A 17,943-nucleotide genomic window follows, 5' to 3' on the forward strand; every position below is an offset into this window, starting at 1 on the left:
TTAAAAACAGAGACAGCCAACAGGTATCGTTCATCTCCTGTGACTTCCCTCAGCCAAAGAGGCTGTCGCAAAAGGGCGGAATACCAGGACATCCATTGACTCGGATTTACTTGAGCATACGCAGAACCTGAACATCAATATATCATCTGCCGCTGAGAAGGCGTGAAGGCCGAAGTGCGAAGTATTGGATTGCAGCAATATCAGAATTACATTGCTATGTCAGTTAGACGGGAGGTTTAGGGTATATCGCTGTTCGTAGCCCGTAGCCCGTGGCCCGTGGCCCGTAGCCCGTAGCCCGTAGCCCGTAGACCCCATGGTGTTGTATTTAGGCTGTCAAAAAAATATCCGAAAATCATCGGGCTTTCGGGTTTTGTTGGTTCTTCTGTAAAAAAGTCATCACGCCTTAACCGTTCGTGAGTGAAAATCTGCGGTTTATCCCGTCTGGTCTTTAGTTGATTAACTCCGGGGCGATTCGCCCATATTCTTTTCTACACTGATTTCCTGAGCGAAGGAGATTTTGCTGTTCTTCCTGATGTTTCGGTTTCAGTTGTACCGTTCACCGTGAATTCATTGTTGCCCCTCGTGTTTGATGGCCAGGAAGGTCCGTGCGAGTGGTTAGCTGAATTCAAGCTGTTTAGCTGAAACAAGGATGTTAACCATGAAGTCTGAAATCATATGGAATTGCCCTGCCCTTCCAGAGAGCACTGGCCAGAAACTAAAACAAGCCCTTCTGTTTTCTGCCCTGCTGCTTGCTGCCCTAACAGGCTCCTCCAGCACTTATGCCGACAATCAACCGACCGGGAATGCTTATGAGAGTTATAAGCACAGCAGGTGGTGGATCGCCGGTATCAGTGCCGCCAGCATTGCCGGTATGACCAGTAACACGTTTGCTGAAGACAAGAAGCGGCACTTTAGTATCTCCATTGCCCTTGGAGCTGCCAGTGAATTTGGTCTGCGCAAACTAAAGGTTGCCAGTGATTCCCGCTGGAAGCGTATTGCCCTGGCTACCGGGGCTGGACTGGTGCCCGGCATTATAAAAGAAATGACAGATGACCGGTTTGATAAGGAAGACCTGCTGGCTGATGTGATTGGCAGTTTTACCGGTGCGCTGCTGTCGGACCTGGTTCAGGGGCCGGTGGACACCGGGCCGCAGTATGGTGTTGTGGTTGGGGTCGATAAGGTTGGGCTGGCTGTCAATTATCCTTTTTGATCTCAGCTGTGAACCTTTTACAGGACAGTTGTCAGTTATCAGGAAGCCCTGGCTGATAACTGTCCTTATTTTTCTGCAGTCGTTTTTTCTATAGAGGATGCTTTTTATAGCATATTTCTATACGACCAAAACTGTATATACACTTATAATACCACTGCGTGCACTAAGTTCTTTTTGCCTGCTGTTATGGTATTGTACGCCTCGCAATTATTAGCCTGAAATTCAGATTCTCTTTCTTCCTGCCAAGTAAAGAAACCATCTGACAGAGAAGCCTTTCTGACACCTTGTCAGTTCCAGTGATTGCAATTAAACCCTGATAAAGTGTCGGACACATCGCAGTGGCGAGAGTCTGAGCGTCGGCACTTCAAACCTGTGTTGCGGTAATCACCTGTGTCCGACGGGCGGTAGCGTAGCTTCTGAACATAAAACTGCTTACTGAAACTAATTCCATGAAACTGTCTGAAACGTTAAAGGGTCTCGGCCTGGCGGCTGGTTCACTGTTTATTACTGGCTGCGTACTGGCTCCCGGTGCGGATCTTACACCCAGCGCAAAAAGCGAACTGTATGACCTGGTCAGTATTAATGAACAGGTAGTCAATGCCGAGCCAGTCAAGCGCATTAATTACAATACCTTTGAGGCGCAGTCCGATCGACCCTATCAGTACTATGTCGGGCCACACGATATTCTGAGCATCCGGGTGTGGAACAACCCCGACCTGTCAACTAACCAGCAGGTAATGACCTCGCCGTTCTCAGCAAAGTCAAGCACAATAAAAGATTCCAGTGAGCTGATTCGTCAGCGCCAGCAGGTGACACCCGAAGGTGTTGAGGTTCAGGCTAACGGCATGATCTTTTATCCGTTCGCCGGTGAAGTGAAAGCAGCAGGCCGAACCGTCAGTGAAATACGACTTGAGCTGACCCGCAAGTTGGCGAAGTACGTGGTTGATCCACAAGTCAGTGTTCGTGTACAAAGTTTCAACAGCCAGAAAGCCCAGGTGCTGGGTGAAGTGAAGTTTCCACGACCAGTGCCCATTACCAGTACACCGTTGCGGGTGCTGGATGCCATTGCCCTGGCGCAGGGGCTGAATGATTCCGCTGACAAGGCCGAGGCCACACTGGTAAGAGGCAGTGAGCGTGTCATTATCGATATGGCCAAGCTGCTGGACGGCGACATGGCTCAGAACCACCTGATGCACAGTGGCGATGTACTAAATATTGACAACAACCGTTACCGTCAAATTGTAATCCTTGGTGAAGTGAACAAGCCGGTTGCCATGCCTTACGACCGTCGGGGCATGAGCCTTAACGATGCACTGGTGGCGGCCAGTGGTATCAGCCAGGCTTACTCAAACGCCAAAGGGGTTTATGTGTTGCGTAATCGCTCCGAAGGCAGCAAGCCAACGATCTATCAGCTGAATATGCAAAACGCCAGCTCACTGTTGCTGGCTGACCGCTTCCCGCTTAAGGCAAGGGATGTCGTCTATGTCGATACCGCAGGCGTTACCCGCTGGAATCGTGTGATTAACCAGATTCTGCCTACTACTAACGCTATTAATCGGTTTGATAAATAACAGCGGCCGCAGGCCGCTTTCCGTAGCCCGATGTACGATGCCCGATGCCCGTAGCCCGTAGCCCGATGCCCGATGTACGATGCCTGATGTTGATTGATGGTTTTATGAACAGCTAAAAACGGGATACGGGATACGGGATACGGACCTCGGACAGCGGAAGACGAAAAGCGAAAAGCGAAAAGCGAAAAGCGAAAAAACATGTTCAAAAAAATCCTAATAGTCTGCATCGGCAACATCTGCCGCAGTCCGACAGCCGAATATCTGCTTAAACAAAAACTCAAAGAACTGGGTAAAACAGTCAGTGTGCAATCCGCTGGGCTTGGGGCTCTGGTGGGTAAGCCTGCCGCAGAACCGGCTCAACAGCTGGCTGCGCACCACGGAGTTGACCTTACACCGCACATTGCCCGACAACTGACATCTGAAATGATTCACGAACATGACCTGATACTGGTGATGGAAGAGAATCACATAAAGGGCTGTGAACGCATTACACCGGCAGCCAGGGGGAAGACCCATCTGCTGGGGCGCTGGAATAATGGTGTCGAGATTCCTGATCCGTATCGGAAAGGGGAAGCGGCTTATGAGCTGGCTTATGGGTTGATTGAGCAGTCTGTGGGGGAGTGGGTTGATCGGGTTTTTCGTAGTTCGTAGTCCGATATCCGTAGCCCGTAGCCCGTAGCCGCTTTTGGTTTTTCTTTTTTTAATTTGTAGCTTTTTTTTATGGTTCAACAACAAACGACACCAGCTTCGCAGTCGTCGGGTTCTGACGATATTATCAGCCTTTCTGAGATCATTGAGATTATCCTGAACGGTAAGTGGTGGATTATGGGCAGCACCGCATTGTTTGCCCTTGGTGCATTGTTTTACCTCTGGGTTGCTACGCCCATTTTCAGTGCTAACGCCCTGGTGCAGGTGGAGAGCGACAAGTCTCCGCTGGGGGGGCTGGTTGAAATGAGCGAGGCGTTCTCTGGCGAAACCCCTTCCGAAACCGAGATTGAGGTGATCCGTTCCCGGTTTGTGCTGGGCAAGGTGATCGAAGATGAAAAGCTGAACATTGTTGCTGAAGCGGATTACTTTCCGGTTATTGGCCGGGCTATTGCCCGCCGTTACCACCCTGGGGCGGGCAGCGAAGAACGGTTCAACAGTCCGCTGCTCGGTATGGGTAGTTTTGCCTGGGGTGGTGAGCATATTCAGGTGAGTACCTTTAATGTGCCGGAAGACATGAAAGGTGAAGCGTTCACCTTGGTGGCCGGGGCTGATAAACAGTACCAGTTACTGTACGACGATGAGCCTGTACTTAATGGGCAAGTTGGAGAAATGAGTAGCTCCGGTTCTGCCTCGGCAACGATTCCGGGTATTGATCTGTTTGTTACCCAGCTGGATGCCAGACCAGGCACCCACTTTTCCCTGAGCAAGCTGCCGTTGATCACCGCTGTGGAAAACCTGAGAAAACGTTTAAGCGTCTCAGAAAAAGGGAAAAAGACCGGCGTTCTCTCCCTGGGCATTACCGGGGCAGACCGGCAAGACAATCGTCAGACCCTGGAATCGGTGATTGAGCGTTACCTGCGCCAGAACGTCGAACGAGTGTCTGCTGAAGCCCAGAACAGTCTGGAATTTCTGGAAAACCAACTGCCAGAAGTTAAGGCCGAAGTAGAACTGGCGGAATCTCGTCTGAACCGTTACCGGCTGGAACACCAGACCGTTGACCTGACCCTTGAGACCAAGGCGGTTCTGGATCAGGCGGTGGACATTGACAGTGAGCTGGCCAGACTGGACATACAGATTCAGCAGATGGCTCAGCGTTACACCGCCAATCACCCGATTATGATTGAGCTGGCTAACCAGCGGAAATATCTGGAAGAACGTAAAAAAGAATTTATGGGTACCACCAAAGGGTTACCGGAAACCCAGCAGGAGGTACTGCGCCTGGCCAGGGATGTGGAAGTGAATACCCTGGTGTATACCGAGCTGCTGAACAAAGCCCAGGAACTGAAAATTGTGCGCGCTTCGGCAGTGGGCAATGTTCGTATACTGGATCATGCCCTGTCTGACATTAAACCGGTGAAACCGAAAAAAGCACTGATTGCCGTACTGGCGACACTGCTCGGTGGCATGCTGGGAATGGGTCTGGTGTTTGTGCGGGATATGCTGCGCCAGGGTGTGAAAACACCGGAAGAGGTGGAAGCGAAAACCGGGCTGCCGGTTTATGCCAGCATTCCTGACAGTGACCAGCTGAAAGTGCTTGAACGCAATGCCCGCAAGAGTGGCAAAGGTAGTTTTCTGCTGGCTCGTTCAGCGCCGAAAGACCTTGCGGTTGAAAGCCTGCGCAGCCTGCGCACCAACCTGAGCTTTGCCCTGATGGAAGCACCCAACAACCGCATTATGATTACCGGCCCGTCTCCCGGTGTGGGCAAGAGTTTTGTCTCTGCCAACCTGGCTGAACTGCTGGCGGAAACCGGTAAGAAAGTGTTGTTGATCAGTGCCGATATGCGCAAAGGCCATCTGCACAAAGTCTTCGGTCTGTCCGGTGACAAAGGGTTGCAAGATATGCTGGTCGACCCGAACCTTAATGCTGCCGTACCCGTTGGGAACAACCTGGACATTATCTGTGGTGGTAAATACCCACCTAACCCGTCGGAGTTGTTAATGAGTCCGGCCTTTACCGCACTACTGGAAAAAGCGTCCAGTCAGTACGATGCCGTGATTATTGATACACCGCCGGTACTGGCCGTGACCGATGCTGCCATTATCGGCGAACAGTGCGGCACCGCCTTTATGGTGGTACGTGCCGAGCTGAACCCGGCCCGGGAGATTGATTACGCCACCAAACGTTTGCAGCAGGCGGGTGTGAGTGTTCGGGGAGCTGTGTTGAATGGGTTGGTTAAGACCAGCAGTCGGTATGGGAATTATGGGTATTATCAGTATTCTTATGAGTGATCGGGCGCTTTTCGCTATTCGTCTTTCGCTTTTCGTAGCCCGTAGCCCGTAGCCCGTAGCCCGTAGCCCGTTGTCCGTGGTCCGTTGAAGACAGTGGTTAGGTGTTTTTTTGGTGATTTTTGCTAGTCTGTTCTTTTCCTCAGTTTTTTTGGAGTAGTGCTGATGAGTTTTGAGGCTAGAAATGAACCTGACCATAACCTTAATACTCTGACCGATGTGGTTCGGCTTTTGGGTGAAACCAGGAGTGAAATTCACGAAAGGTTTGGGCTGGTAGACGAGCGCTTTGATCAGATAGACAAGCGCTTTGAGCAGGTCGACGAGCGCTTTGACCAGATAGACAAGCGCTTTGAGCAGGTCGACGAGCGCTTTGACCAGATAGACAAGCGCTTTGAGCAGGTCGACAAACGCTTTGAGCAGGTCGACAAGCGTCTGGATGATCATGACGAGCGCTTTGACCAGATAGACAGAGATATTGCCGGGCTGAAAGCTGACAACGTTGAGATCAAGGAAATGCTTAAGACTCTGCTTTCCCGTTAGTACCCAGTTGGGCGAGGATGTCAGAAGTCGGTTTCTCTGAAGCTATTCTGATGACCTCGTACGCTTGTTGGGTTGAACCTCTATTGAAAACCCTGAGTTCCTGGATCATATTCAATAATCGGATATAGTTTTTTGCAGGAAAATTTAGTTTATGCGGTTAACACTTATCCAGGTGAATGTCATCAAGCAGTGCCTGACGACATGCTTTGGAGCTAATACAGAGATATGGCTGTTTGGCTCCAGGGTAGACTCGGAAAAGCGTGGTGGTGATATTGACCTCTATCTTGAAACTGATCTTCAGGAGCCTGAAACGTTGGTTGATTGTCGTTTAAAGGCACTGGCTGCGATCAAAACGAAGTTGGGTGACCAGAAAATCGATCTGGTGATCCACAGGCGTGGTCAGCCCAGGGAGCCCATCCATGTCGAAGCCCTGAGCACAGGTATCCTTTTGTAAGGGAAGCAGATAAAAAGGCACAAGGTAAAATAATGAAGCAGGCCCGCCCTATGGCTCATCAAACTACTCAACAATTTACTCAACAATCTACTCAACAAAAGGCTGGGCGCACACTATGGATATGTGACCGTCACGCCTTGCGCCTACGTTGGGTTATGGCAGAAATAGAGAACCTTTTCCCACTGTCGGGATCACAATTTGACAACCTTGCACCTGCGGAAGTGGCCTATCTTGATCAGTTTTCCACTCGCTTTGGCAAGTTGCAGGATGCTATGGGTGCCAAGCTGTTCCCGCAAGCGCTGGAACTGGTCAAAGAACAGGGCAGCCTCCAGACGTTTATTGACAAACTTAACAGGCTTGAAAAAATCGGTGCCATTGACAGTGCAGAGCAATGGTTGATTTTACGGGAGCTTCGTAACGCTTTTGCCCACGATTATCCAGAAGACAGTGAACTGAATGCAGCGACCCTCAATCGTGCTGTACCTTTGGCTGAACAGCTGCTCGATGTCTATGAGAAAATCAAGGCTTTTGCTTTGCGATACGGGGCTGTTTTGCCGGATTAATCAAACGGCTGAACTATACCAAAGTTGACCCCTGCGCTTTGCTGTATGCGGTTGCTACATAAACAGACAGGAATGTATAGTGGCATTAAAACTGTTATGCCATAAAGTACCCCTATCCAATGACTCTGAACACTTCCTACCTAAAACTGTTGTTACAAAACTGGTCGCAGGTTTGTCGCACAGCAAAACGGCTTTCTGTTTCTGTTAGCCGGTTAAATCCATATTTGCCGTTGTCAGCAGATGAGCTGAAAAATGCTGATGAGGATCTTTGCGAAAAGCTGGACGCATTCCGTGTACGCTTTGGTGATCTGCAGGATAGCCTGGGTGCCAAGACCTTTCGAAGTCTGCTGTTAACGGAAGATGAAGAGCCAGTTAATATGGCGGATACCCTTAACCGCATGGAAAAACGCGGGATTATTCAATCGGCTGACTACTGGCGCAAACTGAGGGAAATTCGCAACGCCTTTGCCCATGACTACCCTGAGGCAGAAGCCACACGTGCTGAAGCCATAAACCTGGCCTGGCGAAGTGCGCCGGGAATGCTGGAAGTGGCTGAAAACATCTGCGGCTATTGCAGAAAGCAGGGTGTTGAGCTACCGGAGATTGAACGTGCGGATTAGCGATGAAATGGCTGACAGTATTGTAGAACTCAGTCGTATGCATATCGCTCCGGACGCTGTCGTATGGTTGTTTGGGTCAAGGGCGAAGGACAGTGCCAGAGGGGGGGATATTGACTTAATGATTGAAGCCACGGGTATTGATAATCCTCTGGAACGAAAAATAAACTTTCGACTGGCGTTTGAAGATCGCTGGGGTGAGCAGAAAGTTGATATTATTGTTCATGATCGCCTGAATGATGATTTGGCTATTCATGAAATAGTCCGGGGAGAGGGGGTCAGGCTTTGTTAGGGGGGGCGTTTTTCGCTTTCCGTCTCCCGTCTTCCGCTTTCCGTGATTCGTAGCCCGTTGCCCGTTGCCCGTTGATGATTTCCTTTGATACCTGATTTTCTCTTTTCTTTGTTATCCGAACTTTTTGTAGGCTTACTGCTGCAAGCATTACAGGCCGTTTCCAAAATGAAAATATAGACTAAAAAACAAACGACAAAATATTTTTAAATACTCATTATCAATACAGTGTTTAAAGATATTTTGTGGTTTTGCCTCAAAAAAGGAAAAACTCGCTGTTCGCTACTCCCTCATATTTGTAGTGTATTGGTCTTAACTCGGAACAATGGACGAAATTAAATATGAGCGGCACTCTTTAAAATGGAAGGGATATTTAACAATGCACTTTGAAAAAGACCCTGTTATTGCCGTCATTGGCCTGGGTTATGTGGGGCTACCGCTGGCCGTTGAGTTTGGTAAAAAATTCAACACTATTGGCTTTGACATCAATCAGCCCCGTGTTGAAGAACTCATGGCTGGTCACGACAGTACGCTGGAAGTTGATGATGCTGAGTTAGCGACTGCAGCTAAACTAAACAATTGCTGCCAACTGGAAGACCTGAAAACAGCCAATGTTTATATTGTGACTGTTCCTACCCCTATTGATCAGCACAAACGTCCTGACCTGACACCGTTAATTAAAGCCAGTGAGATGCTGGGTAAAGTGGTGAGCAAGGGCGATATTATTGTTTATGAGTCTACTGTTTATCCCGGTGCGACAGAGGAAGACTGCATCCCTCTCGTTGAACAGGCATCTGGCCTGAAGTTTAACAAAGACTTCTTTGCGGGCTACAGCCCTGAGCGTATTAACCCGGGCGATAAAGAGCATCGTGTAACAACCATCAAAAAAGTAACTTCAGGCTCTACACCAGAAGTTGCTGATTATGTGGATGATTTATACCGCTCCGTTATTACAGCAGGCACTCATAAGGCCAGCAGCATCAAAGTGGCCGAGGCTGCCAAAGTTATTGAAAACACCCAGCGTGATTTGAATATCGCCCTGATCAATGAACTGGCGTTAATCTTTAATAAGCTGGATATTGATACTGAAGAAGTACTCAAGGCAGCGGGCACTAAATGGAACTTCCTGCCTTTCCGTCCAGGGCTGGTCGGCGGTCACTGCATCGGTGTTGACCCCTACTACCTGACACACAAGGCTAAGGAAATTGGCTACCACCCGGAAGTTATTCTGGCAGGCCGTCGTATTAATGATGGCATGGGTGAATATGTCGTGTCGCAAGTGGTCAAGAAAATGATCAAACGACGCATCCATGTTGAAGACAGTAATGTCCTGATTATGGGTCTGACCTTTAAAGAAAACTGCCCGGACCTACGCAACACTCGTGTGGTTGATATGGTTAGTGAATTTCAGGAATACGGTGCCAATGTGGATGTATACGATCCATGGGTTAGCCATGAAGAGGCTGAGCATGAATATGGCATTACACCAGTCAAAGAACCTGCTGCTGGAAAATACGAAGCTATTGTTTTGGCCGTAGCCCACGACCAGTTTAAAGAAATGGGGCCAGAAGCTATTCGCAAACTGGGCCGTCGTGACTGTGTGCTGTATGACATCAAATACGTTATGCCTGCTGAAACTGTAGATGGTCGGTTGTAATTTCTGCCACCACTTTTTCACCACAGAGGCACAGAGGCACAGAGGCACAGAGTTTTGAGTTTTTTTTAGTTTGCCTCAAAGTTACTCCAAGCTTTCAGAAATAATGAGAGGCTAAAGTATTATTGCTTTTAAAATAAAGCTTTTCCTCTGTGTCCTCTGTGCCTCTGTGATGAAAAAAATCAAACGACAAGCCGCTTAATACCCTGCCGCAAAACAACTTCATTGAAGTTAATCAGCAGCCCCAGCGGTATGCCTGAAAGTTTGAGGTAGGTTATAAGCTGTGCCTGATGAAGTGAGTTTAATCGCTCTACAGCTTTTAGCTCAATCACTACCTGTTTTTCCACCACGATATCCAATTGGTACTTGCAGTTTAAAAGCTGCCCTTTGTAACTGACAGGTAACGGCCATTGTCGCTCAAAGCAAAAGCCAGAAGTCTTTAGCTCATAGGCGAGCGCTTCTTCATAAGCACTCTCCAGTAAACCGGGGCCAAGCACTCGGTGAACCTCAATAGCCAAGCCAATGATCTTCCCCGTCAGCACATTGTCCATAATATTTTTAACCCATCGATCAGAAACGATTAAAAATAGACCGATTGAGTCATATCGCAACCTGTAAGGATTTTCACCACAGAGGCACAGAGAACACAGAGGAAAAGCTTTTTTGTTTTAAGGGAAGGGGCAATCAATAACATACCAGACTCTCCGTCATTCCTGCGCAGGCGGGAATCTACCACGGTAGTGGTTCCCCGCCTGTGCGGGGATGACGATGGTGTATTTTTCTCTGCTACTGCCCTAAAAACTCTGTGCGACCGCCATGGAAGGCGGGAGTGTCGATAATGCAGGAGCAATTTTCGTCGCCTCTGTGCCTCTGTGGTGAACAAAAAGAAATGAAATACGATCAAGTTAAAGAAGACCTCAAGCAAAGCCCTAAAACATGGCTAATCACTGGTGTAGCAGGTTTTATCGGTTCCAACCTGTTGGAAACATTGCTTAAGCTGGGTCAAACAGTCACTGGCTTGGATAACTTTGAAACTGGCCATCAGCATAACCTGGATGAAGTAAAAAGCCTGGTTAGTGAAGAACAGTGGAACAGATTTACTTTTATAGACGGTGATATCAGAAATCTGGAAGACTGCCAGAAAGCAGTAACAGGCGTAGATTATGTTCTGCATCAGGCTGCGCTGGGTTCTGTACCTCGCTCTATTAATGACCCAATCCCCACCAATGAGACCAATATTACAGGCTTCTTGAATATGCTGGTTGCATCCCGTGATGCAGAAGTGACCAGCTTTACTTATGCGGCCTCCAGCTCTACTTATGGAGACCATCCAGCTCTGCCAAAAGTAGAGGAAAATATTGGCAATCCATTATCGCCCTATGCAGTAACAAAATACGTTAATGAACTCTATGCCAGCGTATTTGCCAGAACCTATGGTTTTAAAACAATAGGGCTGCGTTATTTTAATATTTTTGGTAGAAGGCAAGACCCTAACGGAGCCTATGCTGCGGTTGTTCCTAAATGGACTGCGTCACTGATTAATGGCGAAACCGTTTATATTAACGGTGATGGTGAAACCAGCCGGGACTTTTGTTATATCGACAATGCTGTGCAGGCAAATATCCTTGCATCTGTGGCTGATGACGCGGCTAAAGATAATGTTTTTAATGTTGCCGTTGGGGACAGAACGACACTGAATGATCTTTATCGTGCGATTAGAAGTAATTTAGCAGAGATTATTTTTGGCATTAAAGAAGTAGAGCCTCTTTATCGTGACTTCAGAGCTGGGGATGTTCGTCATTCTCAGGCAGATATTAGTAAAGCTAAAACTCTGATTGGTTATCAACCTACACATAGAATCATGGATGGGGTTGGTGAAGCTACTTCTTGGTACTTAGGTAAAAAATCGAAGTAATTAAAAATAAAGAAAGTGAGCTAAAAGTAGATCTTTTTCACCACCTTACATTTAAAATAAAAAACTACTTTTAGTTCTTTCAATATACTTTCTAGCTTAAGTCGCCAGAAATAAAAGGTTATTTAATGATACTAAAGAGAATTCTTAGAAGTGCAGGAATCGTTGCTGTTGGAAATAGTTTAACAACAATTATTGTTTTTATAACAACAATGTTTTTAACCAATTCTCTAGGTGTACGTCAGTTTGGTGTTTATGCATTAGTTATTTCTTCAGTAACACTATGTGATGCTTTATGTAATTTTCAATCATGGCAAGCAGTAATAAAATTTTATAATGATGCAAAAGCCTCAAGCCAAAAAGATTACGAGATAAAAACAATTTATTCAGGACTTAGCCTTGATATAATTGGAAGCGTTTTTAGCTTTATTTTTTTCAACGCAATTATATCCTATGGATTTTTAATATTCTTTTCAAAAGACGCCCTAGAATATCAGAATTTATTTTTCATCTATTCTTTTGTTCTACTATTTAAGGTAAATGGTACACCTGTCGGACTACTTAGGATTAAAAATAAATACAACTACATAATCACTCTTCAAATCATTAGAGATGCTTTTATCTTAATAGGATGTATATTTGTTATCAAACATGAAGATCCTTTAAAGAGCATAATATACGTATCATTTATCGCTGAAGTTTTATATAATATAATTATTTTTGCAACAAGCCTTAAATTCATTAAAAGAAAAAAAGACAAATTAAATACACTTAGCACCTTTAAGTGGGGTTTAAAATTCGACCAGCAAACAAGGGAATTCCTAAGGTTTGCATTATATACAAACTTAAATTCTACACTAGTCTCTAGTTGCAAAAAAGCAGATGAGTTGATCGTAGCTAAAGTAGTCAGCTTAGAGGCCATTGCAATACTAAAAATAATAAAAATGCTAATTGCTGGAATAGGAAAATTAGTTGACTCTATGTATGTCGTTATATTTCCAGAGTTAAGTCAGCTAGTTGCAAGAAAAGATTTTAAAACAATGAGGTCTGTCATCAATAAAACACAACTTTTGATGACCTCATTTTTAGTTGTGATTTTTTTACTAGCAGTACTATTTAGTAAGTTTTTCATAATACTTTTCTTTGGCCCTGATTTTAAGGATGCCTATACACCTTTTTTGATCTATCTTTTTGGTAACTTCATTAGCGTCGCCTACTTCTACGTACAACCTTTAATATTAGCTCTTGGTAAAGCTGATTTAGCATTAAAGATAAATTTTGTTAACTTTATCATATACTTCCCAATACTTTATACACTTTCAACTACATACCAGATTATAGGCGTCTGCATCGCTTATGTAATATATTCAGCATTATCATCACTAGCTAGACTACTGTACTTAAAAAAAAATAAGTACGTGTAATTTTGTGAGTTTTGCAAAATATCACCTATCAACCTTATTTAAAAAGATATTAGAAGAAACATGAGTCAAAGAGATATTTCATCATTTTTAAACTTGGGTTACTTTTTAGATTTTGAGCCTTCATTTAGCTTTCCAAAATTTCATAGCAATGGAAAATTCTTTAACTTAAACGACAATGATTTACTAGAAATTGCAAAAAACAAAATAAGAAAATCATTTGAGCTTTGCCTATCCAAAAACACAGGCGACCACTTAGTTCCAATTAGTGGTGGAGTTGATAGCAGAATCATCCTTGCTTTAATGACTGAATATATAGATCCAATAAAAATATCTACTTATACTTTTGGTACAAAAGGGTCTTATGACTATGAAATTGGTAGTGCAGTGGCAAAACATTATGGAACAAAACATAAAAACTTTGATTTAAGCGAACATCAGTACAATATAGACAACTTGCTCTTTGATTCAAAATGTGTCTCACACCAAACTCTTTTGTTCCATAATTTACCATTTTCCTTTTATGAGAAGTTTTACAGTGGTTGCAGTGTTTGGTCCGGCTATATGGGCGATCCATTAGCAGGCTCTCATCTACCAAAAAAAAACATTCATGATATAGAAAAAGCAAAGAATGCCTTTATACAAAAAAATATTTTTGTAAGAAGCAAAAAAATATTGCCTTTATCTGACATTGATAAAAGTAACATATTAATTGATAAATCAGCTTCAGCTTTAAGCTTGTGTGAGAATATCGATTTTAGAAACAGACAATTAAAATATATCTACCCTCATGTTTGCTCTAACAAAATCAACAAAATTGTAATGCCTTTTTTAGAGGAAGAATGGGTTGATTTTATCATCAATATTGGTCCAAAAAAAAGAAGTGACACAAACTTTTACTACAAATTCGCATTAAAGGATTTTAAAGAAGCATTTTCAATGCCTGTAAAATGCAAGCACGGATTAAATCTTGATGCCCCATTCACCTCTGTTTTCCTAAAGAGACTTTTAAATATTTTAGGGTCAAAGTTATTAACAACAAAATATCTAGACAAACGAGTGAATTATCAAGATTTTAATAGAAGAATTTTACAGGACAATAACTTTTTTGCGCTAATAAAAGAAGTACTAGGTAGTATTGATAGTAGAAAAGTAATCGACTTTAATGCTGGAGGTTTGCTGAAAGAGCACCTAGAAAACCCTATTTATGGTGATGCCTTAATCGCCTTAGCATCTCTTGAAATTCATTTTTTGGCAAAAAAAAATACTAGAAATGTATAAAGAAACTTACATAACATATACCGATAAGAAAGTTGGTGACAGTCATTCATTTATTGACGACATGATCTGTGACGAGCTTTCAAAGCAACTAGTATGTCGATCTATAGTTGTTATGAATGACTCTAGCAAAGGTTTGTTCGTATCAAAAAAAAATAAGGCAGCTTTAATTGGTGTTCCTATAAAAAGATCTGGACTGCAGCGCTTTTGTTTAATTGTATACTCATTTTTTTTAACATGGTCTCTACTGAAAAGATTTAAACATGAAAAGATAACCATTTTGGTTAGGAATGAGCCATGCAACATGATGGGTGCAGCTCTTTCCTCATGGCTTTTTGGTAAACTCAACAATAAAAAAGTAGGCTTAATATTTCAGAGCAGCTTTCCACTAGAAATTGATGTTGAGGGTTTTTCATTTAAAAATCTTATAGCTAGAAAAATGATAACTCTGCTACTACCATTTTATGATAAGTGCATAGTAGTCTCTGAAGAAGCAAAGAAGAGAATAAGAAAATACAACAAAAAAATAACTATTGATATTATCCCCTTGTGTGTTAACAAACGCTTTATATGCTTCACTCCAAAAAAAGGGATTTCAAGCAAGAAGCTTAATCTTCTGTATATTGGAACACATGCAAAAATCAGAAACCTAGAAGAAGTTTATCTAGGCATTTTTTATGCATTTAAACAAGGATTAAATATTTGCTTGGATAGTGTAGGTGCAAGTAAGTCTGATATCAAAAGATTAGAAAAAAATAAAGAAATTGCCGAGCTTGTTAGTAGAGGCATTGTAAGATTCCATGAAAAATGCAGCCGTTCAGAACTTGATGTATTTTTTCAAAAAAGTGATATAGGACTAAATTTAATTCCTCCATTGCCTATTTACAAAGAAAGCTCGTCTACAAAGTTAATTGAGTACATGGCAAAAGGCTTACCTGTTATCAGCTCATCAGGAATTCCCTACCATCACGAAATACATAATGCAAGCAATACAGGCTGGTTAGTGGAATTTAATTCTAATGCAATAACAAAGGCCCTAATTAACGTTAATAACGATTGGAAAAAAAGCAACCATTCAAAAGAAACCGTTCAATTTGTCATAGAAAAAATGACATATGATCGATTTGTCAAAGCTCTGTGTATTCAATCTATTTTATAGGCTTCAACATTTTTCATGGATTATACTTTCATAGCTGGCAATCATGGTCAAATAATTTGAAACACTTTAACTTGAATGAAGCCACAATAGAAAAAAATTCTATGTTTTTTCCATTGATGATTTTTTTGGTATGTTTGACTGTAGGATTTCGTGAGCTTGATGTTGGAACTGACACTCGTCAATACTATGAATATTTTTCTAATATAGTTAGATTTGGGCTATACGAGTCTCGAATGGAGCCTGGCTTTACTTACCTGACATACATCTCAAGTCTTATCAGTGATCAACATTTTTTTTATTTCTTCACTTTAAATCTGTTGCTTAATGCCACTCTTTATACATCTATAAACAGAATTACTTTATATCTAAACCCTGACAGAGTATGGCCAACAATTTTATTTTGCTTTGCCTGTCTTTTTCTTTCTAGTTTTTATCTTGTTGCCAGCGTGAATGGTATAAGACAAGGTTTGGCCGCACCTTTTCTGTTTATATCTGCTGTTAGCATTTTAGAAAGAAGGTATTACAATTTTATTATAATGGCTATTTTGTCATTTTCTTTTCATTATTCTTCACTTTTTTATCTTTTATCTCTTAGTTTGTTGTTATTGCGATTACGGAGCTGCTTGATTGCTTTTCTGCTCATCGCTATAGCTTATCCATTTGGGCTTTCAGAAAAGTTTGTATCTCTTGTGTCCTCATTACTAGGGTTGAACTTATACAGTGATATTATTCATTATGGTGAGCATGCTCAGTCACTATATGGATTCCAATTAGATTTCTACCTATATTCGTGCCTTACAGTTTTATTTGCGATAACTTATATTTCTTATTTTTGCAACAGCTCAATAAAAGAAAAGATGTTAAATATCGTAAAGATTTACATATCATTATTAACACCTTACTTTATTTTGGGGTTTGGTGGTTTTTCTAATCGCTTTGCCTATACCGCATGGATTTTCTTCCCTATTCTTCTAGGAGTTTTTTTGATTAATAGTCGCATTGAGTTTTTTCAACATAAAACTATAGCTGTTATTTTTTTCATTCTTTCTTCTATTTTTTTCATTAATAGAGTAGCGGGATTTATTTGAATAAATCATGAAGCCTAGATCAAATATTGTTTTCATCTCCGCAAGCTATGCACCCTCATTACTTAACTTTAGGCGTGAGCTCATTGTCAGTTTTATAGACAACGGATATAAGGTACATGCCGCAGCGCCAAAAGTTGATGATGATATAAAAGTTAAGCTAGATGCTTTAGGTGTTGTTGTCCACGAAGTTTATATGCAGAGAACTGGCCTAAACCCACTTATAGATATCATGTACTGTTGGAGCCTAGTTCGTATACTGAGAGATATAAGGCCATCCATATTTCTTGCATATACAATAAAACCAGTAATATATGGGAGCTTTGCTGCTTTTATTGCAAAAATACCGACTAGGTTTGCTCTTATTACAGGACTCGGTTTTGCCTTTACTTCAAAAGTTACTGGTCTCAAACGCCTGATCGTAAGTATTTCTCGTAAACTTTATAAAGCAGCTTTAAGTCGATCAACTCATGTACTCTTTCAAAATCCTGATGACAGGCAGCTTTTCACTGAACTGGGTCTGGTAAATATTAAAAAATGCGGCTTGATCAATGGCTCTGGCGTTGATCTCCAGCACTACCAGGCTGCACCACTGCCATCAAACTCCGTATTTCTTTTTATAGGCCGTTTATTAGCAGATAAAGGCATCAGAGAGTTTGCTAGTGCGGCCAGAATAGTAAAAGAAAGCAACCCCCAGGCACGTTTTTTGGTAGCAGGGTGGATTGATACTAACCCTACCGCCATTGATCAAACAGAGCTGGAAGAGTGGATCAATAGTGGCACGATAGAGTTTTTGGGTAAGCTGAGTGATGTTCGCCCTGCGATCAGGGAATGTTCTGTCTATGTTTTACCCTCTTACCGTGAAGGTACACCCCGCACCGTGCTTGAAGCGATGGCTATGGGCAGGCCGGTAATTACCACCGATGCACCGGGTTGCCGTGAAACCGTTATTGATGGCCGAAATGGCTACCTTGTGCCTGTGAAAGCGGTTGATGAGTTAGCAGAAGCAATGACTCGGTTTATAGACAACCCTGCTTTGAGGGCAACCATGGGGCAGGAGAGCCGCCTTATTGTGAACGATAAATATGATGTTCATAAAGTTAATCGCAGCATTATGCAGCAGCTTGGCATTGAAACTGATGTTAAACCTGTCAGCTCTTATTCACCACAGAGGCACAGAGGGCACAGAGAAAAGATTTAATTAAAAAACTCTGTGATCTCTGTGCCTCTGTGGTAAAAAATCTTCTATTGATTGA

At 43.1% G+C, this 17,943-nt stretch carries 17 protein-coding genes and 1 pseudogene; 17 read left to right on the forward strand and 1 reads right to left on the reverse strand.

All coding sequences use genetic code 11. The features are described from left to right. Positions 1-91: 91 nt before the first annotated feature. The 11 genes and pseudogenes from NX722_RS28885 to tviB form a co-directional block, all read left to right on the forward strand. Positions 92-166: pseudogene (locus NX722_RS28885) on the forward strand (hypothetical protein); the annotation flags it as partial. 492 nt (positions 167-658) lie between these two features. Continuing rightward, positions 659-1,210 carry a hypothetical protein gene (locus NX722_RS10970; protein ID WP_262568008.1) on the forward strand — a complete coding sequence of 184 codons (552 nt, stop codon included), beginning with the start codon at positions 659-661 and terminating at the stop codon, positions 1,208-1,210. A gap of 449 nt (positions 1,211-1,659) precedes the next feature. Beyond that, entirely contained in the window at positions 1,660-2,781 is a 1,122-nt protein-coding gene (locus tag NX722_RS10975; RefSeq protein ID WP_262568009.1) for a polysaccharide biosynthesis/export family protein, read from the forward strand. Between the two features lie 198 nt (positions 2,782-2,979). Beyond that, complete coding sequence (locus NX722_RS10980) at positions 2,980-3,432, forward strand: low molecular weight protein-tyrosine-phosphatase (RefSeq protein ID WP_262568010.1); 453 nt, start codon at positions 2,980-2,982, stop codon at positions 3,430-3,432. 69 nt (positions 3,433-3,501) lie between these two features. Then, positions 3,502-5,718: a polysaccharide biosynthesis tyrosine autokinase gene (locus NX722_RS10985; protein ID WP_262568011.1), complete on the forward strand. Its 2,217-nt coding sequence runs from the start codon at positions 3,502-3,504 to the stop codon at positions 5,716-5,718. 162 nt (positions 5,719-5,880) lie between these two features. After that, on the forward strand, positions 5,881-6,255 hold the full coding sequence (locus tag NX722_RS10990; RefSeq protein ID WP_262568012.1) for a hypothetical protein: 375 nt from the start codon (positions 5,881-5,883) through the stop codon (positions 6,253-6,255). A 151-nt stretch (positions 6,256-6,406) separates the two neighbouring features. Further along, on the forward strand, positions 6,407-6,709 hold the full coding sequence (locus NX722_RS10995) for a nucleotidyltransferase domain-containing protein (RefSeq protein ID WP_262568013.1): 303 nt from the start codon (positions 6,407-6,409) through the stop codon (positions 6,707-6,709). A 32-nt stretch (positions 6,710-6,741) separates the two neighbouring features. Beyond that, positions 6,742-7,272: a hypothetical protein gene (locus NX722_RS11000; RefSeq protein WP_262568014.1), complete on the forward strand. Its 531-nt coding sequence runs from the start codon at positions 6,742-6,744 to the stop codon at positions 7,270-7,272. A gap of 119 nt (positions 7,273-7,391) precedes the next feature. Then, on the forward strand, positions 7,392-7,892 hold the full coding sequence (locus tag NX722_RS11005) for a hypothetical protein (RefSeq protein WP_262568015.1): 501 nt from the start codon (positions 7,392-7,394) through the stop codon (positions 7,890-7,892). Then, entirely contained in the window at positions 7,882-8,181 is a 300-nt protein-coding gene (locus NX722_RS11010) for a nucleotidyltransferase domain-containing protein (RefSeq protein ID WP_262568016.1), read from the forward strand. The genes NX722_RS11005 and NX722_RS11010 overlap by 11 nt, the downstream gene beginning before the upstream one ends. A 376-nt stretch (positions 8,182-8,557) precedes the next feature. Continuing rightward, positions 8,558-9,835: a Vi polysaccharide biosynthesis UDP-N-acetylglucosamine C-6 dehydrogenase TviB gene (tviB, locus tag NX722_RS11015; RefSeq protein ID WP_262568017.1), complete on the forward strand. Its 1,278-nt coding sequence runs from the start codon at positions 8,558-8,560 to the stop codon at positions 9,833-9,835. A gap of 179 nt (positions 9,836-10,014) precedes the next feature. Here the strand turns inward: tviB and NX722_RS11020 are convergent, their stop codons facing one another. Continuing rightward, positions 10,015-10,383 (reverse strand): GxxExxY protein, encoded by a 369-nt coding sequence (locus NX722_RS11020; RefSeq protein WP_262568018.1) that lies wholly within the window; start codon positions 10,381-10,383, stop codon positions 10,015-10,017. Positions 10,384-10,670: 287 nt separating this feature from the next. On the opposite strand from NX722_RS11020, the gene NX722_RS11025 reads away from it, so the two are divergent. The 6 genes from NX722_RS11025 to NX722_RS11050 all read left to right on the forward strand — a co-directional run bounded on the left by NX722_RS11025 (position 10,671) and on the right by NX722_RS11050 (position 17,888). After that, positions 10,671-11,747: an NAD-dependent epimerase/dehydratase family protein gene (locus NX722_RS11025; protein WP_322740921.1), complete on the forward strand. Its 1,077-nt coding sequence runs from the start codon at positions 10,671-10,673 to the stop codon at positions 11,745-11,747. Between the two features lie 125 nt (positions 11,748-11,872). Then, positions 11,873-13,168: a lipopolysaccharide biosynthesis protein gene (locus NX722_RS11030; protein ID WP_262568019.1), complete on the forward strand. Its 1,296-nt coding sequence runs from the start codon at positions 11,873-11,875 to the stop codon at positions 13,166-13,168. 60 nt (positions 13,169-13,228) lie between these two features. Continuing rightward, on the forward strand, positions 13,229-14,446 hold the full coding sequence (locus NX722_RS11035) for an asparagine synthase-related protein (RefSeq protein ID WP_262568020.1): 1,218 nt from the start codon (positions 13,229-13,231) through the stop codon (positions 14,444-14,446). Then, positions 14,439-15,602, forward strand: coding sequence for a glycosyltransferase (locus tag NX722_RS11040; RefSeq protein ID WP_262568021.1), 1,164 nt, complete (start codon positions 14,439-14,441; stop codon positions 15,600-15,602). Before NX722_RS11035 ends, NX722_RS11040 begins: the two co-directional genes overlap by 8 nt. Positions 15,603-15,658: 56 nt before the next feature. After that, positions 15,659-16,690 (forward strand): EpsG family protein, encoded by a 1,032-nt coding sequence (locus NX722_RS11045; protein ID WP_262568022.1) that lies wholly within the window; start codon positions 15,659-15,661, stop codon positions 16,688-16,690. A gap of 7 nt (positions 16,691-16,697) precedes the next feature. Then, positions 16,698-17,888 (forward strand): glycosyltransferase family 4 protein, encoded by a 1,191-nt coding sequence (locus NX722_RS11050; protein ID WP_262568023.1) that lies wholly within the window; start codon positions 16,698-16,700, stop codon positions 17,886-17,888. Positions 17,889-17,943 lie beyond the last annotated feature (55 nt).

Source organism: Endozoicomonas gorgoniicola (assembly GCF_025562715.2).
Classification (GTDB): Bacteria; Pseudomonadota; Gammaproteobacteria; order Pseudomonadales; family Endozoicomonadaceae; genus Endozoicomonas_A; species Endozoicomonas_A gorgoniicola.